The organism is Allobosea minatitlanensis, assembly GCF_964020775.1.
In genome coordinates this window covers 810080-834380 of sequence record NZ_OZ224509.1, presented here as the reverse complement: position 1 = coordinate 834380, position 24301 = coordinate 810080, and the positions used below count along the sequence as shown (strand labels likewise).

Sequence of the window (24301 nt, the reverse complement as noted above, 5' to 3'; positions counted from 1 at the left end):
CGGTTTGAGGCAAAAGCCCGCGGACCATAGGCAGGCTCGCCGGCAAACGCCAGCCTGCCTCCGGCGTCAGGCTCCCTCCGGCTTCCGTTGCGGATCCGGCGCGGCGCCGGCGGCTTCGGCCTCGCCCCGGACCGGCTCCGCAGCGGCGGCAGCCGGCTCCTCGCTGCCGCGCCGGCGCCGCGCGGCCTCGGCGGCCGGGGCGAAGCCATAGGCGGCGAGAGGGGCCTCGCGCCCCTTGATCACGACCTTCAGGGCGGTCGCATCGGGATAGCTGCGGGCGGCCGTGCGGACCGTATCGTCCGAGACGAGGATGTCGGCGAGCACCCGCCGCGTCGCCGCTTCGAGCTGGCTCGCGATCATCACCGTCTCGCCCACCGTGATCTCGCGCCGGCCGAGATGGTCGTTCTCGACCGCGCCGACGATGGTGTTGCCGGTGTGGATGCCGATGCCGATCCGCAGCGGCAGCGGCAGCGCGGCGCCGAATTCGCGGTTGAGCGCCTCGACGGCGCGCACGATGTCCGCCGCCGCCGCGATCGCCGCCCGCGCCGCCTTCGCCATCGAGCCCTCGAGGCCGAACACCGCCATGAAGCCGTCGCCATAGAAGGCGTCGATGCGCCCGTCATGGGCGGTGATCGCCTGGCCCATCTCGTCGAAGAAACGGTTGAGCAGGCCGATCAGCTCCTGCGGGAGCTGCCGCTCCGACAGGGCCGAGAAGGCCCTGAGATCGGCGACCATCACGGTCAGGTCGCGCCGGCCCAAGGTCGCGTCGGGCTCGAGGCTCCGGCCCGGCATGGCGTTGAGGCGCGAGGCGAGCAGGATCTGGACCTGGAGGTCGTCGCGCGGCCTGATCTGGCAGGCGAGCCTGACCCGGTCCGGCGCCGAGATCCGGCGCAGCAGCCTGGCTTCGTTCGCCGCCGGCGGCGGCAGGCGGTCGGCGCCGTCGATCACCAGCACCCGGCAGGTGGCGCAGCGCGCCCGTCCGCCGCAGAGCGCCGCATGGGGGATGCCGAAGCGCCGGAACATCTCCAGCACGGTCGGCCCCGGAGCCAGCCGCCGCGTGCCGTGCCCGACGAAGCGCATGGTGATCTGCCGGGCGGTGCGCATCCGCACCTCGCGCACCGCGACGAAGGCCATGAAGCCGGCGACCAGCCCGTAGAACAGCCGCTTCGCCCAGATCACCTGGAACGAGACCATCGCCTCCTGGGCCGGCGTCACCAGCTCCGGCGGCAGCCCCAGCAGGAGCGCCTGCCGCGCCGCGACGAAGAAGCCGATCAGGGCGAGCAGCGGCACCAGGATCGCCGCGAGCAGGAAGAGGTCGCGCCAGTGGCGGTAGCTGTCCCGCGAGCGCAGCAGGAAATGGATGCCGATCATCCCGTGCGCCCAGACCAGGATGAGGAGCAGCGACTGCGTCAGGGCGGCATTGGGCCAGATCCGCCGCAGCACGGCCCGGTAGCTCTCGTCGATCTGGAAATAGGCGCCCGCCACCCGGGTGGCGATGATATGGTCGACCAGCAGGAGCGGGATCGCCAGGCCGAGCGCGATCTGCAGCATCTCGCGCGCCGGCATCTTGAAGGTCCGGCGCTGCGCCACCCGCAGGAGCGCGAAGAGCGGGTGCAGCAGCAGGGAGCCGTAGAGCGCCACGGTGCCCGGCCAGGTGTGCCAGAACCAGTAGCGCCAGTTCTGCACCTGCTCCATCGCATACACGCCGAAGATGCCCATGGCGTGGTTGAGGAAATGCGAGGTCGCGAAGGCCAGCAGGATCAGGCCCGAGACGAAGCGGATGTTGCGGCTCCAGGAGGACACCTGCTCCATACCCGTTCCCGTCGCCCCCCCGGCGCCGGCAATCTGTGACACGCTCATCGGCAGGCCCGTTCCATCAGGCCTCTTCGCCGGCGAGCAGCAGCGCGTTCGCCAGCCGGGCGACGCGCTCGGCCAGGTCGCGGCTGACCGCGAGGCTGAATTCCGGCACGGTCTGGAGCAGCTCGAAGAACAGGTCCTTCGGGATCCTGAGGGCCAGCACGTCGGTACCGGCCGTGACCTTGCCGAGGAAGCGCTTGCCGCTCAGCAGCGAGACGTCGCCGATGATGCTGCCGGCCTCCTTGTGGAACCGGCGGCCGCCGCCATCCTCGCGCCGCTGCGAGAATTCGACGTCGCCCTGCAGGATCACATAGACCCCTTGCAGCCGCTCCTGGTCGCTGACGATGACGGAGCCGGCGGCAAAGCGCAGCCGCTCGCCCATCAGCGCGACGAGCTTGAGGCGCGAGGGCGGCAGGTCGCGGAACAGCGACAGTCCGCTGAGGCAGGCGAGATCGGCTTCGAGCGTCATGACCGGGCCTCCATCCGCTGAGCGTCCTCGAGGCGGGGCGTCTGGCCGAGGGCATCGCTCCCGGCCGGCGGCGCGGCGCCGGCCTCGACGACGCCGGTCGGACCGTGGAAGGCCACCCGCAACGGAACATCCTCGACCAGACTAGCATCTCCCATGAGAAGAAACAGTGTCATGCCGCTGCAATAGCGGCGCAGCCGCGCGACGACCGCGGCCGGATCCTCCGCGACCGCCAGGAAGGCCCCGACATCGAGCACCGCGATCTGCGGCGCCTTGATCAGCGCCTGCATCAGCGGAACCGCCTGGCGCAGCCGGGCCGGCAGATAGCGCCCGCGGATGCCGCTCTCCGTGTCGAGGCCGAGGCGGTAGAGCGTGCCTTCGAGCCCGACGCGCGACAGCGCCTCATGGACCACCATCGAGACCTTCTGGCCGGCATCGGCGATGCCGTAGCCGACCCGCCCGAACAGCAGGTTGTCGCGCACGCTGGCGCCGAACATCACCTGGTCGGGATCGTAGAAGGCGACGTCGCCCGCGGCATCGGCGGGCAGGTGCTTGCGGAAGCTGGCGCGGGCCCGCAGGATCCGCTGCTGCAGGCGCTGGTCGATCAGGTTCAGCCGGTGCTTCGGCTCGATATAGCCCAGCGCCAGCGCGACGAGGTCGCATTCGGTCTCCGGGTCGAGCGGCGCGCGCATGTCCTGCTTGGCCAGGGTCGCGGCCAGCCCGTTCAGCCGCTCGAAATCGAAGGCGGAGCCGAAGGAGTAGCGCTCGAACAGCGCATGCCCGGTCGGCAGGCCGGCGAAGATCTCGACCACGGTGGCGACGATCCGCCGGCCCATCTCCGCCAGTGGCTCGACCAGCGCCTCGGCCTGCAGGATGGCGTGGGCATAGGGCTCGAAATAGAGCGTGGCGCTGTCGAAGCGCGACGTCGCGCAGGTGCCGAAGATCAGGTTCTCGGCCATCGTCGCATTGGCGTTGTAGCGGTCGGCGACGAAGGGCTCGACCAGGTCGCCGCGATCGGTCCGCGCCAGCTCGCGCGCCACGGCCCGGCGCGCGGCGATGATGCGCCGGTCGGCCTCCTCGCTGATCGGGGGCATCACCTTGCCGCCGAGACCGAGATTGTAGATGTCCTCCGTGCAGCCGAGCACGTCGAGCAGGTCGCGGACGCGGCGCGCCAGCGCCGCCCGGTCGTCGAGCCCGGCCCCGTCGTAGTCGGTCCAGTCCGCCTCGAAGGGAAAGGGCGAGTTGCCGGAGCGCAGCGCCTCGACGAAGCGGCGCTGCTCGCCCGGCGGGACCGTGCCCTGCCCGTTCAGCTTCGGCCGATGGCGCTGGAGCGGCAGCAGGATGTTGTCGCGCATCGAGCCGGCGATGATCTCCGCCTCGTCGCCGGCATAGCCGACGATATGGCTCGCCCGCTCGACCGACATGGCCGAGAGCGGCTCTCCGTCGATCAGCACCCGGCCGGCATAATTGGTCGCCTGGCGGCCGAGGATGCGCCCGAGCACGTCCTTGCCGCCGCCCTGCGGGCCGATCAGCGCCACGAGGCCGGGGCGCGACACGCGGAAGGACAGCGGCGTCAGCAGCGGTTGGCCGCGATTGTCGAGCATCTGCAGGGATTCGACCTGGATCTCGCCGCCCGGCGGCAGCGGCGCCACCGCCTTGTCCTCGTCGAGGACCAGCGTGTCGTCGTTGTTGAACTGCGCGATCACCTGCTCGTATTTGATGGTGACGTCGTTGCGCTGCTGGTCCCAGTCGATCAGCTCCTTGATCGGCGAGGGCAGGTCGCGATAGGCGGCGATCACCGCGACGAGCTGGCCGATGTCGAGCCGCCCCTGCAGCGCGAAATAGCCGCCGATCGCGTAGAAGAAGAACGGCGTGATCTGGGCCAGCAGGTTGTTCAGGAACTTGACCGCGAATTTCCGCTTGTAGAGCGCGTAGCGGATGTCGAAGAGCTGCCCGAGCCGGGCGGCGATGTCCGACTGGACATAGGCCGTGGCGCCATGGCCCTGGATCATCGGGCCGGCGTCGACGATCTCGCCGATCCGGCCGGCGAGCTGGCGCGAGGCGATCTGCCGCTCGCGGCCGAGGCGGAGCTGCTCGCGCCGCAGGATCGGGATGATGATCGCCTGCGCCAGCACGATCAGCAGCGCGATCGAGCCCAGCCAGAAGCTCTGCGCCATGATGAAGACCAGCGCCGTCAAGGCCTGGCTGAGCAGGAAGACCGGCTGGATGAAGGCGTCGCCGACGAAGCCGCCGATCGGCTCGACCTCGTCCTTGATCATGCTGGCGATCTCGGCCGGCTTGACCGCCCGCATCTCCTCCGGCCGGAAGCGCATGAGCTGGCTGAACAGGTCGTAGCGCATGCGCCTGAGCATGCGCTCGCCGAGGATGCCCTTGCGCACGTTGACGACGTATTTGAAGCCGCCATTGATCAGGACGAGGACCAGGAAATAGCCGGAAAGCCCGATCAGCAGGCCGAGCTGCCCGACCTGGATGCCGTCGAACACCCTGACGCTGGCGCCGCCCAGCCAGGAGGGCAGCCGCAGCGTCAGGTCCATCAGCGTCGCCGTGCTGTGCCCGCCCTTGAAGGCCCCGCCCTGGATGGCGTCGTTGACGATGCGCTTGGGAACGTCGAACGACGCCCAGTTGAACGGGATCGAGACGAGGATGATCGCCAGGACGACGATCTGCTCGCTGCGGCTCTTCTGCCAGATATAGCGGAAAAGGTTGGGCTCCAAAGGAGACGATCCTGTTCGGCGCGGCCGCGCACCCGGTTGAAACGGGGCTCCGCGGCCCGTAGGCGTCCATATATGGTGAGCGCGGGGCGGCGCACAATCCGCGGCTCCGGCCGGCCGGCATGCCGCCGCCCGGAGCCGCCCTATTCGGAGACGACATGGCCCGGCTCGCCGGAAGACATCGGATCGCGCAGACGCTGCTGCTGGCGGTGCTGCTTCCGGGCGCGGCGCCCGCCGCCGCGCCGGACCCCGTCCGCGGCCCGGCCGGCCGCCTCCTGAGCGACGGCTTCGAGCAGGGCGGTTTCGCGCCCGGCGGCGGGCTCTTCTACAAGAACAATCCCGAGCAGCGCGCCGGGAAGGTCGCCTTCGGCGCGAGGGCTCCGCTGCGCGGGCGCGGCGGGCTGACCCTGACGGTCATGCCGGCCTGCGCGCCGGACGCCCGCGGCTGCAGCGAGCGCGCCGAGGTCTGGGAGCGCCCGAGGGTTCTCGTGCCCTATGCCGAAGCGGTCTGGTACGGCTTCGCCATGCGGCTGGAGGAGCCGCTGCCGCAGGACGACCGCCGGCACGTCATGGCGCAGTGGAAGCGCGAGATCCGCCGCGACGCGCCGGGCGACTTCTCGCCCTTCCTCGCCCTGAGACTTTATCGGGGCCGCCTCGGCTTCACCGTCGAGACCGATTTCGTCGAATCCTTTCGGATCGGCGGCCCGCAGCGCCCGCAGGGCTGCCTGCCCGGCGAGGCGCGCGTCTTCAGCCGCCCCAAGGTCCGGCAGACCCGCGCCCTGGTCGCGGTCGAGGCCGGCTCGGCGCCGGAGGATTATCCGGGCTATTTCGACGCCTGCGCCCCCGCCATCCGGGTGACGCGGCACGCCGACCTGCCCGCCGCCCGCTCGGGCTGGATCGATTTCGTCGTGCGCTCGCAGCCGGGCCCCTCCGGCGGCGGCCATATCGAGATCCTGGCCGACGGCGTCCCGACCGTCACGGTCACGGGGCATGTCGGCCACGCCGGCCCGGGCCTCGGCCGCAACCAGTATTTCAAGTTCGGCCCCTACCGCGCCGCGGGCCGGCTGCCCTGGAGCGTCAGCTACGACGATTTCCGCCGCGGCCCGCGTTGCAGCGATGTCATCCGCGTCGGGCACTGTCCGGCCGCGCCGTGAGCCGGCCTGTCGAAAGCCATTGGCAAGACGCGACTTTCGACGTCTAGTGACGTGAGGGGAGGACGGAGCCTCCCCCAAGGGGACGCATCAAGCTCGGTTCATGGATATTCTCCGCGTCAGCGATCTGCGCATCGGCTTCACCGTCCACGGGCTCGCCCGCGACGTCGTGAAGGGGGTGAGCCTGCGCGTGCCGGCCGGCAAGACCGTCGCGCTCGTCGGGGAATCCGGCTCGGGCAAATCCGTGATCTCGCAGGCGATCATGGGCCTGCTGCCGCGCGCCGGCTCGATCACCGGCGGCGAGATCCTGTTCCGCGACCCGCTCGCGCCCGACAGCGTGACCGACATCGCCGCCCTGCCCCGCGAAGGCCCCGGCATCCGGGCGCTGCGCGGCGGGCGCATCGGCATGATCTTCCAGGAGCCGATGTCGTCGCTCTCGCCGGTCCACACCATCGGCAACCAGATCGAGGAGGCGCTGCTCCTGCACCGGCCGATGCCGAAGGCGCAGGCGCGCGAGCTGATCGAGGCCATGCTGCAGCGCGTCGGCTTCAAGCAGCCGAAACGCGCCTTCGGGCTCTACCCGTTCGAATTGTCGGGAGGGCTGCGCCAGCGCGCCATGCTGGCGATGGCGCTGATCTGCCAGCCGGCCCTGCTCATCGCCGACGAGCCGACGACGGCGCTCGACGTCACCATCCAGGCCCAGGTGCTCGACCTGATGCGCGACCTCCAGGCCGAGATGGGCATGGCGATCCTGCTCATCACCCACGATCTCGGCGTCGTCGCCAACATGGCCGACGAGGTCGTGGTGATCTTCCACGGCGAGATCATGGAGCGCGGCCCGGTCGAGGACATCTTCCGGCGCCCGCGCCATCCCTATCTCAAGGCGCTGCTGAAGGCCTCGCCGCATTTCGACATGCAGGAGGGCGAGCGCCTCGTCGCCCTGCGCGAGGCGCGGCCGCGCCCGCCCGCCGCCGCCAGGCCGCTTTCGGCGCCGGCTGCGGAGGCCGCGCCTCTGCTCGGCGTGCGCCACCTGCACAAGACCTATTCTACCGGTTCGCGCGGCTTCTTCGGCAAGGGCAGCCTCTCCACCGTCAAGGCGGTCAACGACGTCTCCTTCGACATCCGGCGCGGCGAATGCCTGGGCCTCGTCGGGGAGAGCGGCTGCGGCAAGACCACGGTCAGCAAGATCATCATGCGCGCCGTCACCGCCGATTCCGGCTCGGTGATCTTCGACGACGGCCGCGAACGGATCGACGTGCTCGGCCTCGAAGGCGAGGCGCTGCGCGCCTTCCGCCCGCGCGTCCAGATGATCTTCCAGGACCCGGTCTCCTCGCTCTCGCCGCGCATGACGGTGAAGAGCATCCTGCGCGAGCCGCTGGTCATCCACGCGCGCGGCGAGGCGCCGGAGCAGGCGGAGCGGGTCAGGGCGCTGATGCAGGATGTCGGCCTCGATAGCCGCTTCCTCAACCGCTACCCGCATTCCTTCTCCGGCGGGCAGCGCCAGCGCATCGGCATCGCCCGGGCGCTCGCGCTCGATCCCGAGCTGATCATCTGCGACGAGCCGGTCTCGGCGCTCGACGTCTCGGTGCAGGCGCAGATCCTCAACCTGCTCAAGGACCTCCAGGCCGAGCGCGGCCTGACCTTCCTGTTCATCTCGCACAATCTCGCCGTGGTGAACTACATGGCCGACCGCATCGCGGTGATGGCCAATGGCCGCATCGTCGAGCTCGCGCCGCGCCACGCGCTGTTCAACCGGCCGGTCCATCCCTACACCAAGGCGCTGCTGCGCTCGGTGCCCTTCGCCGATCTCGACCGCAAGCTCGACTTCAAGCTCGCCGCGCCCGGCGGCGCCTCCGACGACAGCGGCTGGAACAGCGCCTTCAGGACCGGGCCCGATGACGGCGAATTGACTCACCTCTCCCTCGGAGAGGGGCATTATGTGCTGGCGCGCCCCAATGCCGACATGAAGGAGCTGGCGCCATGACCCAGCGCCATTCCCGCCCGACACGCCGCTCGGCGCTGCTGCTCGGCTCGGTCGCGGCCGCCGCCGGCCTCGGCCTGCCGCGCCGCCCGCAGGCCGCGCCCCGGCCGGCGCCGCAGGAGCCTCCCGCCGCCGCGCAGCCTCCCGCCGCGATCGACAGCCCCTTCTTCGCCGACCGCGTGGCGGCGGGCGCCCTGCCCCCGGTCGGCGACCGGCTGCCGGACCTGCCGCGCGTGATGGACATGGCGGGCCTGGGACGCAGGCCCGGCCGCCATGGCGGCAATCTCCGGCTGCTGATGGGCGACCAGCGCGACCTGCGCATGATGACGCTCTACGGCTATACCCGCCTCGTCGTCTATGACGACGCGCTCGAGCTCGTCCCCGACGTGCTGGCCGGCTTCGACGTCGAGGAGGGACGCATCTTCACGCTGCGCCTGCGGCCCGGCCATTGCTGGTCGGACGGCTCGCCGCTGACCAGCGAGGATTTCCGCTATTGGTGGGAGGATGTCGCCAACAACAAGCGCCTCTCGCCCGGCGGCCCGCCGCAGGCCTTGCTCTCGGCCGGGGAGCCGCCGGCCTTCGAGGTGCTGAGCGAGACCGAGATCCGCTATAGCTGGCAGACGCCGAACCCCGTCTTCCTGCCCGCGCTGGCAGCGGCGCAGCCGACCTATATCTTCATGCCCTCGCATTATCTGCGGCAGTTCCACGAGCGTCACGCGCTCCGGCACGAGCTGGCCGCGAAGGTCAAGGAGAACCGGGTCCGCGACTGGGGCGCCCTGCACGAGCGCAACTCCCGCATGTACCGCCCCGAGAACCCGAAGCTGCCGACCCTCGAGCCCTGGCGCAACACCACCCCCCTGCCGGCGGAGCAGTTCGTCTTCGAGCGCAACCCCTATTTCCACCGCATCGACGAGAACGGCCGGCAACTGCCCTATGCCGACCAGGCGACGATGACGATCGGCACCAGCGCCCTGATCCCGGCCAAGACCGCCGCCGGTGAGGCCGACCTGCAGGCCCGCTATATCCGCTTCGACAACTACACCTTCCTCAAGGAGGCCTCGAAGCGGATGAATTTCGAGGTCAAGCTGTGGAAGCGGGCGGAGGGCGCCTATTTCGCCCTGCTGCCCAATCTCAACGCCATCGACCCGGTCTGGCGCGACCTCAACCGCGACCTCCGCTATCGCCGCGCCATCTCGGTCGCGATCAACCGGGCCGACGTCAACAAGGTGATCTTCTTCGGCCTCGCCAAGGAGAGCGGCAACACCGCCTTGCCCGAGAGCCCGCTCTACGACCCGGCCCTGGCCGCGCTCTGGATTCAGCACGATCCGGCGCTGGCCAACCGGCTGCTCGACGAGATCGGCCTGACCAGGCGCGACCGGGACGGCGTGCGCCTGCTCTCCGACGGAAGGCGGCTGGAATTCACCATCGAGACCGCCGGCGAGAACACCGAGGAGACCGACATCCTCGACCTGCTGAAGCAGGACTTCCTCGATGTCGGCATCAAGATCTATCCGCGCTCGACCCAGCGCGACGTCTTCCGCCGGCGCATCCTGGCCGGGCAGACGATCATGTGCGCCTGGGCCGGCATGGACAACGCGCTGGTGACGCCGGAGATGGAGCCGGACGCGCTCGCCCCCACCACCTCCTCCCAGTTCCAGTGGCCGCGCTGGGGCCAGTTCTTCGAGAGCAACGGCCGCGAGGGCGAGCGCCCCGCCCTGGCCGAGGCCAACGAGCTCGTCCGCCTCTACGGCGAGTGGCGCATGAGCGTCACCACCGCGCAGCGCCGCGCGATCTGGCGGGAGATGCTGCGGATCAACGCCGAGCAGCTCTTCACCATCGGCGTCATCAACGGCACGCTGCAGCCGATCGTGGTCTCCAAGAACCTCGAGAACGTCCCCGATCACGGGCTCTACAGCTTCGAGCCGGGCGCCTTCCTGGGCCGCTACCTGCCGGACGCCTTCTGGTTCGACGAGGCGAAGACCGAGGGCGAGGGCTGAAAGGTGCTGCTTCGCTATATCCTCAAGCGCATCCTGATCATGATTCCGACGCTGCTGGTCACCAGCGCGCTGATCTTCACCGTCATCAACCTGCCGGAAGGCGACTATTTCGAGACGATGGCGGCGGAGATGCAGGCCCAGGGCGAAAAGGCCGATATGAGCCGCATCGAGTTCCTGAAGAAGGAATACGGCTTCGACAAGCCGCCGCTGGAGCGCTATTTCTGGTGGGTCGCCGGGCTCGTCCAGGGCGATATGGGCTATTCCTTCGAATATCAGCGCCCGGTGCGCGACATCGTCGGCGACCGTCTGCTGCTGACGATGATCGTCTCCTTCGCCACGATCATCTTCACCTGGATCGTCGCCTTCCCGATCGGGATCTACTCCGCCACCCACCAGTATAGCTGGGGCGACTACGGGCTGACCTTCATCGGGCTGATCGGGCTCGCCGTGCCGCATTTCCTGCTGGCGCTGGTCTTCATGTATTTCGCCAATATCTGGTTCGGCATCTCGATCGGCGGCCTCGTCGACCCGCGCTACCTCAACCAGCCGATGAGCTGGGCCAAGCTGCGCTCGGTGCTGGAGCATCTCTGGATCCCGGTCATCATCATCGGCGCCGGCGGCACCGCGGGCATGATCCGGGCGCTGCGCGCCAACCTGCTCGACGAATTGCAGAAGCAGTACTACGTCACCGCCCGCGCCAAGGGCCTGCCGCCGGGCAAGGCGCTGCGCAAATACCCGCTTCGCATGTCGCTCAACTTCTTCATCTCGGATATCGGCGACATCCTGCCCTCGATCGTCTCGGGTGCCGAGGTCGTGGCGATCGTGCTCTCGCTGCAGACCACCGGCCCGCTGCTGATCCGCGCCCTGCAGAGCCAGGACATGTATCTCGCCGGCTCCTTCCTGATGTTCCTCTCCTTCCTCACCGTGATCGGCGTGCTGATCTCGGACATCGCGCTGGCCATCCTCGATCCGCGCATTCGCTTGCAGGGGGCTGCAACGAAGTGACCGCGAACACGCTCCAGCAGAACCCGCTCGCGGGCCTGCCGCCGGACGGCGCACCCCTGCCGCACGCGGCCTCGACCGCCCCGTTCGAGCCCTATGCCACCGAGGCGATGACGCCGGAGCAGGAGCGGGTCTACCTCGCCTCGCAATGGCAGTTGATGTGGTGGAAGTTCCGCAAGCACAAGCTCGCGGTGATCTCCGCCGTCGTCATCTTCGTGATCTATGCGATGGCGGCCTTCGCCGAATTCCTCGCGCCCTATCACTACAGCACGCGCAACACCGACTTCATCCGCGCGCCCGGCCAGCAGGTCCGGCTGTTCCACGAGGGCGCGTTCGTCGGCCCCTTCGTCTACCCCTACAAGCTCCATCTCAACATGGAGAACCTGAAGCGCGAATATGCCGAGGACCGCACGCAGCCGCAGAAGCTGCGCTTCTTCTGCCGCGGCGACCGCTACGACTTCTGGGGCCTGGTCCCCGGCAATTTGCATCTCGTCTGCCCGCCTGACGGCGGCACCTTCTTCTTCCTCGGCTCGGACCGGCTCGGCCGCGACATGCTCTCGCGCATCCTCTATGGCGGGCGCATCTCGCTCTCGATCGGCCTGATCGGCGTCAGCATCTCCTTCGTGCTCGGCGTCATCATCGGCGGCATCGCCGGCTACTATGGCGGCCGGGTCGACCTCGTCGTCCAGCGCGTCATCGAGATCGTGCAGTCGCTGCCGCATATCCCGCTCTGGCTGGCGCTGGCCTCGATCATGCCTCCCTCCTGGAGCCCGCTGCTGGTCTATTTCGGCATCACCGTCATCCTCGGCCTGATGGACTGGACCGGGCTCGCCCGCTCGGTGCGCTCGAAGCTGCTGTCGCTGCGCGAGGAGGACTACGTCGTCGCGGCCCAGCTCATGGGCGCGAAGCCCCGGCGCATCATCGCGCTGCATCTGGTGCCCGGCTTCATGAGCCATCTCATCGCCTCGGCGACGATCACCATCCCGCGCACCATCCTCGGCGAGACGGCGCTCTCCTTCCTCGGCCTCGGCCTCAGGCCGCCGATCACGAGCTGGGGCGTGATGCTGAACGAGGCGCAGAACATCAATGTGGTGGCGCTCTATCCCTGGCTGCTCTATCCGGTCGTGCCGGTGATCGTCATCATCCTCGCCTTCAACTTCCTCGGCGACGGCCTGCGCGACGCGGCCGACCCCTATCGCTGAGAGCCCCGGCCCGCCCGCGGAACCGCCTTGCGCATCGCATTCCACACCCCGCTCAACCTGTTCGACGACGCCGGCGTCTCCGGCGACCGCCGCATGGCGCGCCAGCTCGTCGCGGCGCTGGAAACGCTCGGCCACGCCGTCGCGCCGGTGCAGGCCGGGCGCGGCTATCTGGCGGACTCCGAGCCCGCCGCCCTCGCCCGCCTCGAAGCCGAGGCGGCCCGCCTGCGCGACGTCCTCCTCGCCGGCTGGCGGAGCGGCGCCGCGGCGGCGCCCGAGCTCTGGTTCACCTATCACAACTACTACCGCGCCCCGGACCTGCTCGGCCCGGAGATCGCGGCCGCGCTCGGCATTCCCTATGTCACCGCCGAGGCCAGCGACGCCGCGCGGCGCGCCGAGGGCGAATGGGCGCGCCATACCGCGATCGTCCGGCACGGGCTCGACGCCGCCGCCGCGCATTTCCATTTCACCGGGCGCGACCGGGAAGGCCTCGAACCCTGGCGCCGGGACGGGACCGCCCTGCTGCCGCTGCCGCCCTTCATCGCCTTCGATGCGCCGCCGCCCCGGCATGGCGGCCATGATGGCGGCCATGACGGACCGCCGCGCCTCGTCACCATCGCGATGATGCGCGAGGGCACCAAGCTGAACAGCTATCGCGCGCTCGCCCGCATCCTCGCGCGCATCGGCGATGAGGACTGGCGCCTCAGCGTCGTCGGCGACGGCCGCAGCCGCGGCGAGGTCGAGCAGGCCTTCGCCGGTTTCGCGCCCGAGCGCATCGCCTGGCGCGGCCTGGTCGCGCGCGAGTGCGCCCTGGACGAACTCGCCGCCCACGACCTCTTCGTCTGGCCGGGCCTGCGCGAGGCCTATGGGCTGGTCTATCTCGAGGCGCAGGCGACGGGGCTGCCGGTCGTCGCCTTCGACAGCGGCGGCGTCCCGGCGACCGTCCGGCCCGGCGAGACGGCGCTGCTGGCGCCCGAGGGCGACGAGGCGGCCTTCGCCGCGAACCTCGCGGCCCTGCTGCGCGACGGAAAGCGCCGCCGGACGATGGGCGAGGCGGCGCGCCGCTTCGTCCTGACCGAGCGCACCCTGGGGCGCGCGGCGGACAGGCTGGCCGAAGGCCTCGCCATCGCCTGCCGCAACCATGCCGCCAGGCGCAGGACCGCGGCCGGAGGCCGGGCCTCGTGAGCGCCGCCCTCTGGTCCCCGCTCCTCCGGGAACTCGACCTCTGGCAGGAGGCGGGCCGGAGGCTGCGGCTCTGGCTGCGCGATGACGACGCCGTCGCCCCGAGCGCCGCGCTCGACCGGCTCGCCGCCTGCGCCGAGCGCTTCGGCGCGCCCGTCCTGCTCGCCGTCATCCCCCTGCTGGCGGAACCCGCCCTGGCCGGCGCCCTGCGCGGCAAGCCCGTGCTCCTGCCCTGCCAGCATGGCTGCCGCCACCGCAACCACGCGCCGGCGGGCGCGAAGAAGTCCGAATTCGGCCCGGACCGCGCGCCGCAGGAGGTCGACGCCGGGATCGCCGGGGCATGGCTGCGCCTGCGTGACCTGCTCGGCGAGAGCGTCCTGCCGGTCTTCGTGCCGCCCTGGAACCGCATCGACCCCGGCCACGCCGCCCGCCTGCCGGCGCTCGGCTTCGCCGGGCTGTCCTGCTTCCGCGACCACCGCCACGGCCCGGCCGGCGGACCGCACCTCCTGAACACCCATATCGACGTCATGGACTGGCATGGCGGGCGCGTCGGCCGCTCTCACGGTGAATTGATCGCCGAGATCGCCGGGCTGCTGGCGCGATGGCGCACGCGGCCGCGAGGCCCCGACACGCTCGGACTGCTCCTGCATCACCGCGACCACGACGCCGTCGCCTGGGCTTTCCTCGACGGGCTTCTGGCCCGCGCGGCCGCGCATCCGGCCGTCGCGCTCACCGATCCGCGCGATCTCCTGCGGCCGGAGAACCCGCCGTGAAAAACCGCCCGGGGCGCCGGCCGGGCAGGCTTGGAACGGCTCCGGCGCCGCGTTATAGACGGGTACAGCCATGCTCCGGCATGGTCGTCTGGTGTGCTCGGCCCCGCCAGGAAGTCTTCTGATCCGCCCCGGAGGCCGCGCCCCATGTCGTCCAACGTCATCGACCTGGCGGGCCCCGAGCGGAGCCCGCGCAGCCCGCATGCCCCGCGCGTGCTGATCTACAGCCACGACACCTTCGGGCTCGGCCATATCCGGCGCTGCCGCGCCATCGCCAACGCGCTGGTCGCGAGCTTTCCGCACATCTCGATCCTGATCGTCTCGGGCTCCTCGATGATCTCCAGCTTCCAGTTCGGGGCCGGCGTCGACTATGTCCGCATCCCCGGCATCGAGAAGCAGAGCGACGGCCATTACGGACCGCACCATCTCAATCTCGACCTCGACGGCACGATCCGGCTGCGCACCGACATCATCGAGCGGACGGTGCTGTCCTTCGACCCCGACGTGGCGATCGTCGACAAGGAGCCGATCGGCCTGCGCGGCGAGCTGAAGCCGGCGCTCGACATCCTGCGCCGGCGCGGGGCCCGTATCGTGCTCGGCCTGCGCGACGTGCTCGACGAGCCCGCCAAGCTGCTCGAGGAATGGCGGCACAGCGGCGCGCTCGACGCCCTCGACACGATCTATGACGACATCTTCGTCTACGGGCTGGAGAGCGTCTACAATCCCCTCCTCGGCCTGCCGAACCAGCACCGCTTCTCGGCCAAGACCCGCTATCTCGGCTATCTCAAGCGCGCCGTGCCGAGCCCGATGCCGCCGAACCGCTATCCGCGCATCACCAAGCAGCCCTTCATCCTGGTCACGCCCGGCGGCGGCGGCGACGGCGCCGGCGTCATCGACTGGGTGATCTCGGCCTATGAGGCGGACCCGACCATCGCGCTGCCGGCGCTGATCGTCTTCGGTCCCTTCATGTCGCGCGAGAAGCGCAAGGAGTTCGCCGAGCGCATCGCGCGCAATCCGAAGCTGGAGGGGCTCGGCTTCGAGCCGCGCCTGGAACTGCTGATGAACCGCGCCCACTGCGTCGTCGCCATGGGCGGCTACAACACCTTTTGCGAGATCCTCTCCTTCGACAAGCCGGCGCTGATCGTGCCGCGCGTCAGGCCGCGGCTCGAACAGGCGATCCGGGCCGGCCGCGCCGAGGAGCTCGGGCTGATCGACGTGCTCTACGACCCCTCGCAAAACGGCGAGGGCGAGCGCGACCCGCTGGTCATGGCCGCCGCGCTGCACGCCCTGCCCAAGCGCCTGCCGCCCTCGCAGGCCTTCGTGCCGGACCTGCTCGACGGCCTGCCGGCGATCTGCCGCGCCCTGGCTGAGGAGCTCTCCGCCCCGATGCGCGGGCGCGCCCCGGCCCAGAGCGCGATCTAGAGCATCGGCCCGAAAGGCGGAACGCGGTTTTCGGGAAAGCCGATGCGAGATCGAGGAGCGCCCCTGCCGCTTGCGGCGATCCCGCCTCTGGCAATGCATCCGAGAGCGCTTTAAGCCTGTGCCATGACGCTATCGAACACGCTCGTCCCCATCGCCATCGGCGCCGTCGCCATCGTGCTGCTGCTCGGCCTGATCAACATGATGCGCGGCGGCAGCGCCAACACCTCGCAGAAGCTGATGCAGCTTCGCGTGCAGCTGCAGTTCCTCGCCATCGTCATCATCGTCATCGTGCTGTGGTGGCGCAGCGGCGGCTGACCGCACCCGAGCCCAACAGGCTGATTTCGCTGGTTTTTCGGATCAGCTTTCATGGGGATCGCGGCGCCCGCCGGGGCGCATCGCCACAATCCGAACACGAGTCTGTGTGCTTCACTAACGCCTGCTCCGCTCACTCGTCGGTCGTCATGGTTCGCCTCGCGTCGCTTCTCCTTGCCGGTTGCCTGCTCGCCTCCCCGGGCTGGGCGCAAACGGAGTCGCTGCCCGCAGGCGTTTCGAGCTATGCCCCGGCCACCCGCTCCATCGCCCCCGGCTGGGAGGCGCGCCTGGGCGCCGGCATCGCCAATCCGGGAGGCGGCCGCGAGAGCGGATTGCCCGTGATCGGCGGCGAGGTGCTGTCGCCGCGCCTCGTCCCGCTCAACGACCGCATCGCCGCCGCCTTCATTCCGCGCTTCAACATCGGCTCCAGCCTGCATCTCAACGGCACGCGCTACGCCTATGCCGGCGCGACCTGGACCTTCGACCTCAGCCACGACGTCTTCGTCGAGGCCAGCCTCGGCGCGGCGCTGCATGACGGCAAGACCGGCGCGATCATCCCGGAGAACCGCCTCAGCCTCGGCTGCAATGCCGGCACGCGCGAGGCGGCCGCTTTGGGCTTCCGCCTGTCGGACCGCTGGAGTCTCGTCACGACGCTCGAGCATTTCAGCACGGCGGGCTGCTCCGGCCAGCCGGGGACGGCCTCTCCGCGCGGGCCGGCCAATATCGGCGCCCGGCTCGGCTACACCTTCTGAGGCCGCCCGCCGCAGGCGGCGAAGAGCCTGCTTCCACCCGGCCCGGCGCGCGCTATAAGCGAGGCATGGTCAAGCTCAACCGCATCTACACCCGCACCGGCGACAACGGCACGACCGGGCTGACGTCCGGCCCGCGCCGGCCGAAATACGACCTGCGGGTCGCAGCCTACGGCACCGTCGACGAGACCAATGCCTGCGTGGGGCTGGCGCGGCTTCATGCCGCAGCCGAGGATGCCGGGGTCGAGGCGATGCTCGGACGCATCAGCAACGACCTCTTCGACCTCGGCGCCGACCTCTCGACGCCCGAGACGGACAAGCCCCTCGCCTTCGCGCCGCTGCGCATCGTCCAGGCCCAGGTCGACCGGCTGGAGGGGGAGATCGACACGCTCAACGCGACGCTCGCGCCGCTGCGCTCCTTCGTGCTGCCGGGCGGCACGCCGGCGGCGACCCATCTCCATCTCGCCCGCACCGTCAGCCGCCGGGCCGAGCGGCTGATGGCGGAGCTCGCCGCGACGAAGGGCGAGACGGTCGCCGCGCCGGCGCTGAAATACATCAACCGCCTCTCGGATTTCCTGTTCGTCGCCTCGCGCTTCCTCAATGCCAAGGCCGGGGGCGACGTGCTCTGGATTCCGGGGCAGAACCGCTGAGCCGCCGTGTTCGTCCCGATCTATGACGGGGTGCCGCTGCGCTTCACCCGCTCGGCCTTCATCACCTACGGGCTGGTGGCGGCCTGCACCGCGATCCAGCTCCTGCTGCGCTTCGGCCCGCAGCAGGAGAGCGAGATCGCCGTCATGGCCGGATTCGGGCTGATTCCCTCCGTCCTGTTCGGGACCGCGGTGCTGCCGGAGGGGCTGACTCACGCGCCCGCCTGGCTCACTCCGTTCAGCAACATCCTGCTCCACGCCAGCTTCGCCCATCTCCTCGGCAATCTGCTGTTCCTCTGGGTCTTCGGCGACAATGTCGAGGACGCGATGGGCCATGCCCGCTTCCTCGCCTTCTTCTTCCTGTGCGGGCTCGGCGGCTCGCTCGCCCATGCGCTGGCCTATCCGGCCTCGGAGCAGCCGCTGGTCGGCGCCTCCGGCGCGATCTCCGGCGTCATCGCCGCCTATCTGATGCTCTATCCGCGCGTGCGGGTCTGGGGCCTCGCCTTCAAATGGATCCCGGTCCACATCCCCGCCGTCTACACGCTCGGCGGCTGGATCGTCTTCCAGGCGGCCTCCGCCTGGTTCGATCCACAGGGCGATATCGGCTGGTGGGCCCATCTCGGCGGGCTCGCGACCGGGGCCGTCCTGACGCCGCTGTTCATCCGCCGCGGCGTCGCCCTGTTCGGGCGCCGGAGCGCCCGGCCCTGAGATGACCGCCCCGGAGCTCCTCTTGCGGCGGAACGGCGCCCCCTGACGCCGTTGACAAGCGCAAATCCCCATCGTTACGGTCCGACCGCATTCCAGCCGAAGGCCGCGATGCCGCCATTCCGCCCTCCCCGGCGGTGCGGCGCAAGGCGCATCTCTTCAGAACGGTGATCTGGCAATGAAGATCTTGGTGCCCGTGAAGCGGGTGGTTGATTACAACGTGAAGATCCGCGTGAAGGCGGATGGCTCGGGCGTCGAGCTGGCCAATGTGAAGATGTCGATGAACCCGTTCGACGAGATCGCGGTGGAAGAGGCGCTGCGGCTGAAGGAAGCCGGCAAGGCGAGCGAGGTGGTCGTCGTTTCGATCGGCCCGGCGCAAGCCGCCGAGACGATCCGCACCGGCCTCGCCATGGGCGCCGACCGCGGCATCCTGGTCAAGGTCGACGGCACGGTCGAGCCCTTGGCCGTCGCCAAGATCCTGAAGAAGGTGGTCGAGCAGGAGGCCCCCGGCCTCGTCGTGCTCGGCAAGCAGGCGATCGACGACGACGCCAACCAGACCGGCCAGATGCTGGCGGCCCTGCTCGGCTGGCCGCAGGGCACCTTTGCATCCAAGGTCGAGCTGGCCGCGGATCATGTCGACGTCACCCGCGAGGTCGATGGCGGCCTGCAGACCGTCTCGCTGAAGCTGCCGGCGATCGTCACCACCGACCTGCGCCTGAACGAGCCGCGCTATGCCTCGCTGCCCAACATCATGAAGGCGAAGAAGAAGCCGCTCGACGAGACCTCGGCCGACGCGCTCGGCGTCGACGTCGCGCCCCGCCTCAAGGTGCTGAAGACGGCCGAGCCCGCCGGCCGCTCCGCCGGCGTCAAGGTCGCCAACGCCGCCGAACTCGTCTCCAAGCTCAAGACCGCCGGGGTGATCTGATGACCACGCTGCTGATCGCCGAACACGACAACGCCTCGCTCAAGGACGCCACCGCCAAGGCGCTGACCGCCGCCGCCCAGCTCGGCGCACCCGTGCACATCCTCGTCGCTGGCCAGAACGCCAAACCCGCGGCCGATGCCGCCGCCAAACTCGCCGGCGTCGAGAAGGTGCTGCTCGCCGACGACGCGGCCTATGGCCATGCGCTGGCCGAGCCGCTTGCCGCGCTGATCGTCAAGCTGGCCGACGGCTATGACGCCATCGTCGCCCCCTCGACCACCACCGGCAAGAACGTCCTGCCGCGCGTCGCCGCCCTGCTCGACGTGATGCAGGTCTCGGACGTGATGAAAATCGTCTCGCCCGACACCTTCGAGCGTCCGGTCTATGCCGGCAACGCCATCCAGACGGTGCAGGCGACCGACGCCAAGAAGCTGATGACCATCCGCACCGCCTCCTTCCAGGCGGCCGGCGAAGGCGGCTCGGCCGCGGTCGAGGCGGTTTCCGCCGCGGAAAACCCCGGCAACTCCGCCTTCAAGGGCGAGGAGGTCGCCAAGTCCGACCGTCCGGAGCTGGCCTCGGCCAAGATCATCATCTCGGGCGGGCGCGCGCTCGGCTCTGCCGAGAACTTCGGCAAGGTGATCGAACCGGTCGCCGACAAGCTCGGGGCCGCGATGGGCGCCTCGCGCGCCGCGGTCGATGCCGGCTACGCTCCCAACGACTGGCAGGTCGGCCAGACCGGCAAGGTGGTCGCCCCGGAGCTCTACATCGCCGTCGGCATCTCCGGCGCGATCCAGCATCTCGCCGGCATGAAGGACTCCAAGGTCATCGTCGCCATCAACAAGGACGAGGAGGCGCCGATCTTCCAGGTCGCCGATTACGGCCTCGTCGGCGACCTCTTCACCGTCCTGCCCGAGCTCGACGCCGAGCTGGCGAAGGTCGGCAAGTAACACTGAGGCTCCATGTGCCGGGCCGCCCCGAGGGGCGGCCCGTTGGCTCCCGCGGGAGCAGGAAAGCGATCGGGATCGGATCATGTCGGACCAGGCGATCAGGAAGATCGGCATCATCGGTGCGGGCCAGATGGGCAACGGCATCGCCCATGTCACCGCGGCCGCCGGCTTCGACGTCAAGCTGCACGACGTCGCCGAGGAGCGGATCAACGCGGCGCTCGCCACCATCGACGGCAACATGGCCCGTCAGGTCGCGAAGGGGGCCCTCTCCGACGAGGAGCGCCGCTCCGCCATGGCCCGCATCGCGCCGGCGGTCGGGCTCGCCGATCTCGGCGACTGCGACCTCGTGATCGAGGCCGCCACCGAGAGCGAGGAGGTCAAGCGCAAGATCTTCACCGCCGTCTGCCCGCATCTCAAGCCGAAGGCGATCCTCGCCTCCAACACCTCCTCGATCTCGATCACCCGGCTCGCCGCGGCGACCGACCGGCCCGAGCATTTCATCGGCATCCATTTCATGAATCCCGTGCCGCTGATGCAGCTCGTCGAGCTGATCCGCGGCATCGCCACCGATGACGGCACCTTCGAGCTCGCCAAGGATTTCGTCGCCAAGCTGCACAAGACGGCCTCGGTCTCGGAAGACTTCCCGGCCTTCATCGTCAACCGCATCCTGCTGCCGATGATCAACGAAGCGGTCTACACGCTCTATGAGGGCGTCGGCTCGGTCGAGGCGATCGACACCGCGATGCGGCTCGGCGCCAACCATCCGATGGGCCCGCTCCAGCTCGCCGACTTCATCGGCCTCGACACCTGCCTCTCGGTGATGCAGGTGCTCCATGACGGGCTGGCCGATTCCAAGTACCGCCCCTGCCCGCTGCTGGTGAAATATGTCGAGGCCGGCTGGCTCGGCCGCAAGACCAAGCGCGGCTTCTACGACTATCGCGGCGAGAAGCCCGTCCCGACCCGCTGAGCCGGCGCATCCGCCGCCTCAATAGCGGCTGATCCGGTTGTCGACCCCGGCCGCCGAGACCGCGGGCGCCGCGACGTCCGGCCCGGCGCGCCAGCGCAACCGGTTCCTGGCGCCCTGCATCTCGATCCGGGTCGGGCCGGCGAGCGTCAGCTCCACCTCGTGATCGGCCCCGGAGACGTCGACCTTCGCCGGCTCGGCCGCAGGCTCCATCGCCGTGGCGACCCTGTTCTTCGCCACCTCGACCACGAGACTGCCGACCGCGCGGCCCCGCGCCTCGATGGACATGCCGCTGACCACGAGCGCGTCGGCGGTCTCGAAGCTGAGGCCGTGGCCGCTGCCTAGCACCTTCACCACGCCGCAGCGGCCGGTAAGCGAAACCCGGTTGTCCGCCCCGGAGACGACGACGTCCTGCCCCGCGGCGCAGGCGAAATCGCGCGACATCCGCACGCCCTCGATCGCGATGTCTTCAGCCCGGCCCGGCGCCGCCGGCAGCAGGAAAGCGAGCAGGACGAGGGGACCGATCTTCACGCGCGAATCTCCATGCGGCATCCGCGCCTGCCGTCGCAGGCGCTTGCGACAACTATCCGGCGAGTGCGGCGATCCTGTGCCCTCGCAGGCGCGAGCGACATGGCAGCAGTCGCAACAAGTTTCTTCACATTCCTGTCGTCTCGCGCTTACATTGATCGTTGGGCGGGATTCGTCCCGCTCGACGAAGCGGAGGTGCGACGAGTTTGACGGCGCATGTGATGCATCCGATGGCGTCGCCGGACGGCTGCCCGGCCCTCGTCCTGAATGCCGATTTTCGGCCCCTGAGCTACTATCCTCTCTCCCTCTGGAGCTGGCAGGACGCGATCAAGGCGGTGTTCATGGACCGCGTCAACATCGTCTCCGAATACGACATGGTGGTCCGCAGCCCGAGCTTCGACATGCGGCTGCCCTCGGTCGTCTCGCTCAAGAGCTACATCAAGCCGTCGCGGACCCCGGCCTTCACCCGCTTCAACGTCTTCCTGCGCGACCGTTTCGCCTGCCAGTATTGCGGCCAGCGCGAGGAACTGACCTTCGACCATGTCATCCCGCGCTCGAAGGGCGGCCTGACGACTTGGGAAAACGTCGTCGCCGCCTGCTCCCCCTGCAATCTGCGCAAGGGCGACAAGATGCCGGCGGTCGTCGAGATGTTCCCGACCCAGGCGCCCTATGCGCCGACGGTCAACGACCTGCACCGCAACGGCAAGCTCTTCCCGCCCAACTATCTGCACGAAAGCTGGCTCGACTATCTCTACTGGGATTCCGAACTGGAGCCGTGAGGCTCAGGCGCGCGCCCGGCGCGTCAGCCCGTAGAGCGCCAGCAGGCACAGCCCGGCCGACGCCACGGCGTTCCAGCCGGCGAGCGACAGGCCGAGGAAGCGCCAGGCGGCCTCGCCGCAGGACACCACCCGCACGCTCTGCAACTGCTTCATGAAGTCCCCGACACCGGCCGCGACGGGCACGCCGCCGCCGCAATCGCTCGGCCCCAGGAACCAGCCCCATTCGACCCCGGAATGGTAGAAGCCGAGGCTCGCGCTCCAGGCCATCAGCACCGCCAGCCCTGCCAGCGCCAGCCCTTGCAGCCGGACCGAGCGCGCCAGCAGCAGCGCCGCCGCCGCCAGGCCGATGGCGGCGTAGTGCGGCCAGCGCTGCTCGAGGCAGAGCTTGCACGGCACCAGCCCGGCCACGAGCTGGAAATACCAGGCGCCGGCGATCAGCGCCGCGCTCGCGGCGCCGATCAGCCCGATCAGGCCCGGCCGGGTCAGCAGCCGGTTGCGGCCCGAAGCGGAATCGAAAGCGGAGATCGTCATCGGCACCGGCTCAGCAGGAGAGAAGCTGGCCCGACCCTGCGACCAGCTTGAGGCCGAAATAAAGCAGAATCAGCAGGCCCGCCGCGACGACGGCGATCACTTTCAGGCGACGTTCGATGAAATGGCGGATGGTGTCGCCATAGCGCCTGAGGAGGAAAGCGAGCGCGAAGAAGCGCGCCCCGCGCGCCAGGACGCAGGAGGCCACGAAGAAGGCGAGCCCGATATGGACGGCGCCCGCGAGAATCGTCACCACCTTGATCGGCGGCAGATGGGCGAGGCCCGAGGTGGTCAGCAGGACCAGCGTCGTGTCCGGCCCGGCGCAGGCGCGCAAAGTGTCGAAGGCGTCTAGCTTGCCGTAGAAGGCGAGCACCGGCTTCGCCAGCGCCTCGAAGGCATAGTAGCCGATGGCATAGCCCATGATGCCGCCGAGCACGGAGAACACCGTCGCGACCAGGGCCAGCCGGTAGGCGCGGGGCGGCCGTGCCAGCGCCATCGGCACGAACAGCACATCGGCGGGGATCAGGAAGAAGGAGCTTTCCACGAAGGCGACGATCGCCAGCCACAGCGTGGCCCGGGGCCGGGCCGCGAGCGACATGGTCCAGTCATAGAGGCGCTTCAGCATGGCGGCTCGGGCGCAGGCGGCGACGAGGAGGCAGCCTCTCCTTCGCCATGGCCTGCCCCCACTCCTCGGTGAGAGACGGGTCGGAATCCCGGGCGGCTCCTCCTCGCGGCCCCGCCCGGCATCATCCGGCTCTAGAGCACGCGCCGGCCGCCGGCGCAACCGCCCGCACCGGGCCGGCTCCCTCCCCCGGCGCGGGAGCCTTGAAAACCCGGCATCCGCCCGGCTCCCCCCGATTGACCGCCCCCGATCGATCGCTATAGTCCGCCGGCCTGCAAGGGCCCCTGTGGCGGAATTGGTAGACGCGCTCGACTCAAAAAGGGATTTGTCTACCAATCCACAGAAAATCACGGTGAAGTGAAAGCGTCGTGTTTTCAACGGACTGGCGGTATGGAAGTGAAGTGAGAGGTTTCCGTCGAAATGGCGCTAGGGGTCGGCTAGGAGCCGAGACCTAGAGTAAGATCGGCGGCAAAGTGCGGGCGTGGCGGAATTGGTAGACGCAGCGGATTCAAAATCCGCCGTCCTTACGGATATGTCGGTTCGAGTCCGACCGCCCGCACCATTGTCTCATTCACTGCAAAAGGCGCTTCTTGATAACGCGAAGTTCGCACTACCTGTCGAAGGACTTCACCAGATCATCGACGGCCTTCTCCTGCGAAAGGGACGCGGGGAGTGCAGCGAGACACAAGGGGCTTGGACCGTCGCACAATGCGTGGTCAGGATCGGGATGGGCTTCAAGGAATAGTCCAGCCAGCGACAAGGCCATTGCCGAACGGACGAGTGAAGCCGGTGGCGCGTGTAAAAGACTTCGGGGTATCGCCCTCAATGGCTTCCCGGCG

23 protein-coding genes and 1 tRNA gene are annotated in these 24301 nt (G+C 69.5%); 17 read left to right on the top strand and 7 right to left on the bottom strand.

What is annotated here, in order from left to right; genetic code table 11:
* Positions 1-66 precede the first annotated feature (66 nt).
* Genes ACWH43_RS03925 through ACWH43_RS03915 form a run of 3 tightly spaced genes read right to left on the bottom strand, consistent with a single transcriptional unit; the run spans position 67 to position 5058 of the window.
* Positions 67-1860 carry an adenylate/guanylate cyclase domain-containing protein gene (locus ACWH43_RS03925; protein ID WP_158448045.1) on the bottom strand — a complete coding sequence of 598 codons (1794 nt, stop codon included), beginning with the start codon at positions 1858-1860 and terminating at the stop codon, positions 67-69.
* Positions 1861-1876: 16 nt separating this feature from the next.
* Complete coding sequence (locus tag ACWH43_RS03920) at positions 1877-2326, bottom strand: Crp/Fnr family transcriptional regulator (protein ID WP_158446692.1); 450 nt, start codon at positions 2324-2326, stop codon at positions 1877-1879.
* Complete coding sequence (locus tag ACWH43_RS03915; protein ID WP_158446691.1) at positions 2323-5058, bottom strand: ABC transporter transmembrane domain-containing protein; 2736 nt, start codon at positions 5056-5058, stop codon at positions 2323-2325. Before ACWH43_RS03915 ends, ACWH43_RS03920 begins: the two co-directional genes overlap by 4 nt.
* A 155-nt stretch (positions 5059-5213) precedes the next feature.
* Between ACWH43_RS03915 and ACWH43_RS03910 the strand changes: the two genes are divergently transcribed.
* The 15 genes from ACWH43_RS03910 to ACWH43_RS03840 all read left to right on the top strand — a co-directional run bounded on the left by ACWH43_RS03910 (position 5214) and on the right by ACWH43_RS03840 (position 21008).
* Positions 5214-6209, top strand: coding sequence for a heparin lyase I family protein (locus ACWH43_RS03910; protein WP_158446690.1), 996 nt, complete (start codon positions 5214-5216; stop codon positions 6207-6209).
* Positions 6210-6309: 100 nt separating this feature from the next.
* Entirely contained in the window at positions 6310-8190 is a 1881-nt protein-coding gene (locus tag ACWH43_RS03905; RefSeq protein ID WP_158448044.1) for an ABC transporter ATP-binding protein, read from the top strand.
* Positions 8187-10184, top strand: coding sequence for an ABC transporter substrate-binding protein (locus ACWH43_RS03900; protein WP_158448043.1), 1998 nt, complete (start codon positions 8187-8189; stop codon positions 10182-10184). The genes ACWH43_RS03905 and ACWH43_RS03900 overlap by 4 nt, the downstream gene beginning before the upstream one ends.
* Positions 10185-10190: 6 nt before the next feature.
* Positions 10191-11189: an ABC transporter permease gene (locus ACWH43_RS03895; protein WP_158444745.1), complete on the top strand. Its 999-nt coding sequence runs from the start codon at positions 10191-10193 to the stop codon at positions 11187-11189.
* Positions 11186-12388 carry an ABC transporter permease gene (locus ACWH43_RS03890; RefSeq protein ID WP_260348935.1) on the top strand — a complete coding sequence of 401 codons (1203 nt, stop codon included), beginning with the start codon at positions 11186-11188 and terminating at the stop codon, positions 12386-12388. The genes ACWH43_RS03895 and ACWH43_RS03890 overlap by 4 nt, the downstream gene beginning before the upstream one ends.
* A 27-nt stretch (positions 12389-12415) precedes the next feature.
* The gene (locus ACWH43_RS03885; RefSeq protein WP_158444718.1) at positions 12416-13570 is read left to right on the top strand and encodes a glycosyltransferase family 4 protein; all 1155 of its coding nucleotides are present in this window, start codon (positions 12416-12418) and stop codon (positions 13568-13570) included.
* Positions 13567-14340, top strand: coding sequence for a polysaccharide deacetylase family protein (locus tag ACWH43_RS03880; RefSeq protein ID WP_158444719.1), 774 nt, complete (start codon positions 13567-13569; stop codon positions 14338-14340). Before ACWH43_RS03885 ends, ACWH43_RS03880 begins: the two co-directional genes overlap by 4 nt.
* Before the next feature lie 144 nt (positions 14341-14484).
* Positions 14485-15759, top strand: coding sequence for a glycosyltransferase family protein (locus ACWH43_RS03875; protein ID WP_158444720.1), 1275 nt, complete (start codon positions 14485-14487; stop codon positions 15757-15759).
* 123 nt (positions 15760-15882) lie between these two features.
* Complete coding sequence (locus tag ACWH43_RS03870) at positions 15883-16074, top strand: twin transmembrane helix small protein (RefSeq protein WP_158444722.1); 192 nt, start codon at positions 15883-15885, stop codon at positions 16072-16074.
* A 146-nt stretch (positions 16075-16220) separates the two neighbouring features.
* Entirely contained in the window at positions 16221-16823 is a 603-nt protein-coding gene (locus tag ACWH43_RS03865; RefSeq protein WP_158444723.1) for an acyloxyacyl hydrolase, read from the top strand.
* A 65-nt stretch (positions 16824-16888) separates the two neighbouring features.
* Positions 16889-17470, top strand: a complete 582-nt coding sequence (locus ACWH43_RS03860) for a cob(I)yrinic acid a,c-diamide adenosyltransferase (RefSeq protein WP_158444726.1) — start codon at positions 16889-16891, stop codon at positions 17468-17470.
* 6 nt (positions 17471-17476) lie between these two features.
* A complete protein-coding gene (locus ACWH43_RS03855; protein WP_158444727.1) occupies positions 17477-18175 on the top strand; it encodes a rhomboid family intramembrane serine protease in 699 nt (232 codons plus the stop codon).
* Positions 18176-18350: 175 nt separating this feature from the next.
* Positions 18351-19097 carry an electron transfer flavoprotein subunit beta/FixA family protein gene (locus ACWH43_RS03850; RefSeq protein ID WP_158444729.1) on the top strand — a complete coding sequence of 249 codons (747 nt, stop codon included), beginning with the start codon at positions 18351-18353 and terminating at the stop codon, positions 19095-19097.
* Positions 19097-20041: an electron transfer flavoprotein subunit alpha/FixB family protein gene (locus tag ACWH43_RS03845; RefSeq protein ID WP_158444731.1), complete on the top strand. Its 945-nt coding sequence runs from the start codon at positions 19097-19099 to the stop codon at positions 20039-20041. The genes ACWH43_RS03850 and ACWH43_RS03845 overlap by 1 nt, the downstream gene beginning before the upstream one ends.
* An 82-nt stretch (positions 20042-20123) precedes the next feature.
* Positions 20124-21008, top strand: a complete 885-nt coding sequence (locus ACWH43_RS03840; RefSeq protein ID WP_158444733.1) for a 3-hydroxybutyryl-CoA dehydrogenase — start codon at positions 20124-20126, stop codon at positions 21006-21008.
* Between the two features lie 18 nt (positions 21009-21026).
* On the opposite strand, the gene ACWH43_RS03835 is transcribed toward ACWH43_RS03840, so the two are convergent.
* Positions 21027-21536 carry a DUF3060 domain-containing protein gene (locus ACWH43_RS03835; protein WP_260348942.1) on the bottom strand — a complete coding sequence of 170 codons (510 nt, stop codon included), beginning with the start codon at positions 21534-21536 and terminating at the stop codon, positions 21027-21029.
* A 218-nt stretch (positions 21537-21754) separates the two neighbouring features.
* On the opposite strand from ACWH43_RS03835, the gene ACWH43_RS03830 reads away from it, so the two are divergent.
* Positions 21755-22312: an HNH endonuclease gene (locus tag ACWH43_RS03830; protein WP_158444737.1), complete on the top strand. Its 558-nt coding sequence runs from the start codon at positions 21755-21757 to the stop codon at positions 22310-22312.
* Between the two features lie 3 nt (positions 22313-22315).
* On the opposite strand, the gene ACWH43_RS03825 is transcribed toward ACWH43_RS03830, so the two are convergent.
* Both ACWH43_RS03825 and ACWH43_RS03820 read right to left on the bottom strand, forming a co-directional pair.
* Positions 22316-22843 (bottom strand): disulfide bond formation protein B, encoded by a 528-nt coding sequence (locus ACWH43_RS03825; RefSeq protein ID WP_158444739.1) that lies wholly within the window; start codon positions 22841-22843, stop codon positions 22316-22318.
* A 10-nt stretch (positions 22844-22853) separates the two neighbouring features.
* Positions 22854-23465, bottom strand: coding sequence for a YqaA family protein (locus ACWH43_RS03820; protein WP_158444741.1), 612 nt, complete (start codon positions 23463-23465; stop codon positions 22854-22856).
* A gap of 472 nt (positions 23466-23937) precedes the next feature.
* Between ACWH43_RS03820 and ACWH43_RS03815 the strand changes: the two genes are divergently transcribed.
* Positions 23938-24024 (top strand) — tRNA-Leu (locus tag ACWH43_RS03815).
* A 48-nt stretch (positions 24025-24072) separates the two neighbouring features.
* Here ACWH43_RS03815 and ACWH43_RS03810 read toward each other — a convergent pair.
* Entirely contained in the window at positions 24073-24288 is a 216-nt protein-coding gene (locus ACWH43_RS03810; RefSeq protein WP_375797014.1) for a hypothetical protein, read from the bottom strand.
* Positions 24289-24301: the final 13 nt, after the last annotated feature.

Excerpts from the sequence above, each read along its gene's own strand:
- ACWH43_RS03925 (WP_158448045.1), bottom strand. The coding sequence starts at position 1,860 with ATGAGCGTGTCACAGATTGCCGGCGCCGGGGGGGCGACGGGAACGGGT.
- ACWH43_RS03920 (WP_158446692.1), bottom strand. The coding sequence starts at position 2,326 with ATGACGCTCGAAGCCGATCTCGCCTGCCTCAGCGGACTGTCGCTGTTC.
- ACWH43_RS03910 (WP_158446690.1), top strand. The coding sequence starts at position 5,214 with ATGGCCCGGCTCGCCGGAAGACATCGGATCGCGCAGACGCTGCTGCTG.
- ACWH43_RS03905 (WP_158448044.1), top strand. The coding sequence starts at position 6,310 with ATGGATATTCTCCGCGTCAGCGATCTGCGCATCGGCTTCACCGTCCAC.
- ACWH43_RS03900 (WP_158448043.1), top strand. The coding sequence starts at position 8,187 with ATGACCCAGCGCCATTCCCGCCCGACACGCCGCTCGGCGCTGCTGCTC.
- ACWH43_RS03875 (WP_158444720.1), top strand. The coding sequence starts at position 14,485 with ATGTCGTCCAACGTCATCGACCTGGCGGGCCCCGAGCGGAGCCCGCGC.
- ACWH43_RS03870 (WP_158444722.1), top strand. The coding sequence starts at position 15,883 with ATGACGCTATCGAACACGCTCGTCCCCATCGCCATCGGCGCCGTCGCC.
- ACWH43_RS03865 (WP_158444723.1), top strand. The coding sequence starts at position 16,221 with ATGGTTCGCCTCGCGTCGCTTCTCCTTGCCGGTTGCCTGCTCGCCTCC.
- ACWH43_RS03860 (WP_158444726.1), top strand. The coding sequence starts at position 16,889 with ATGGTCAAGCTCAACCGCATCTACACCCGCACCGGCGACAACGGCACG.
- ACWH43_RS03850 (WP_158444729.1), top strand. The coding sequence starts at position 18,351 with ATGAAGATCTTGGTGCCCGTGAAGCGGGTGGTTGATTACAACGTGAAG.
- ACWH43_RS03845 (WP_158444731.1), top strand. The coding sequence starts at position 19,097 with ATGACCACGCTGCTGATCGCCGAACACGACAACGCCTCGCTCAAGGAC.
- ACWH43_RS03840 (WP_158444733.1), top strand. The coding sequence starts at position 20,124 with ATGTCGGACCAGGCGATCAGGAAGATCGGCATCATCGGTGCGGGCCAG.
- ACWH43_RS03830 (WP_158444737.1), top strand. The coding sequence starts at position 21,755 with ATGCATCCGATGGCGTCGCCGGACGGCTGCCCGGCCCTCGTCCTGAAT.
- ACWH43_RS03825 (WP_158444739.1), bottom strand. The coding sequence starts at position 22,843 with ATGACGATCTCCGCTTTCGATTCCGCTTCGGGCCGCAACCGGCTGCTG.
- ACWH43_RS03820 (WP_158444741.1), bottom strand. The coding sequence starts at position 23,465 with ATGCTGAAGCGCCTCTATGACTGGACCATGTCGCTCGCGGCCCGGCCC.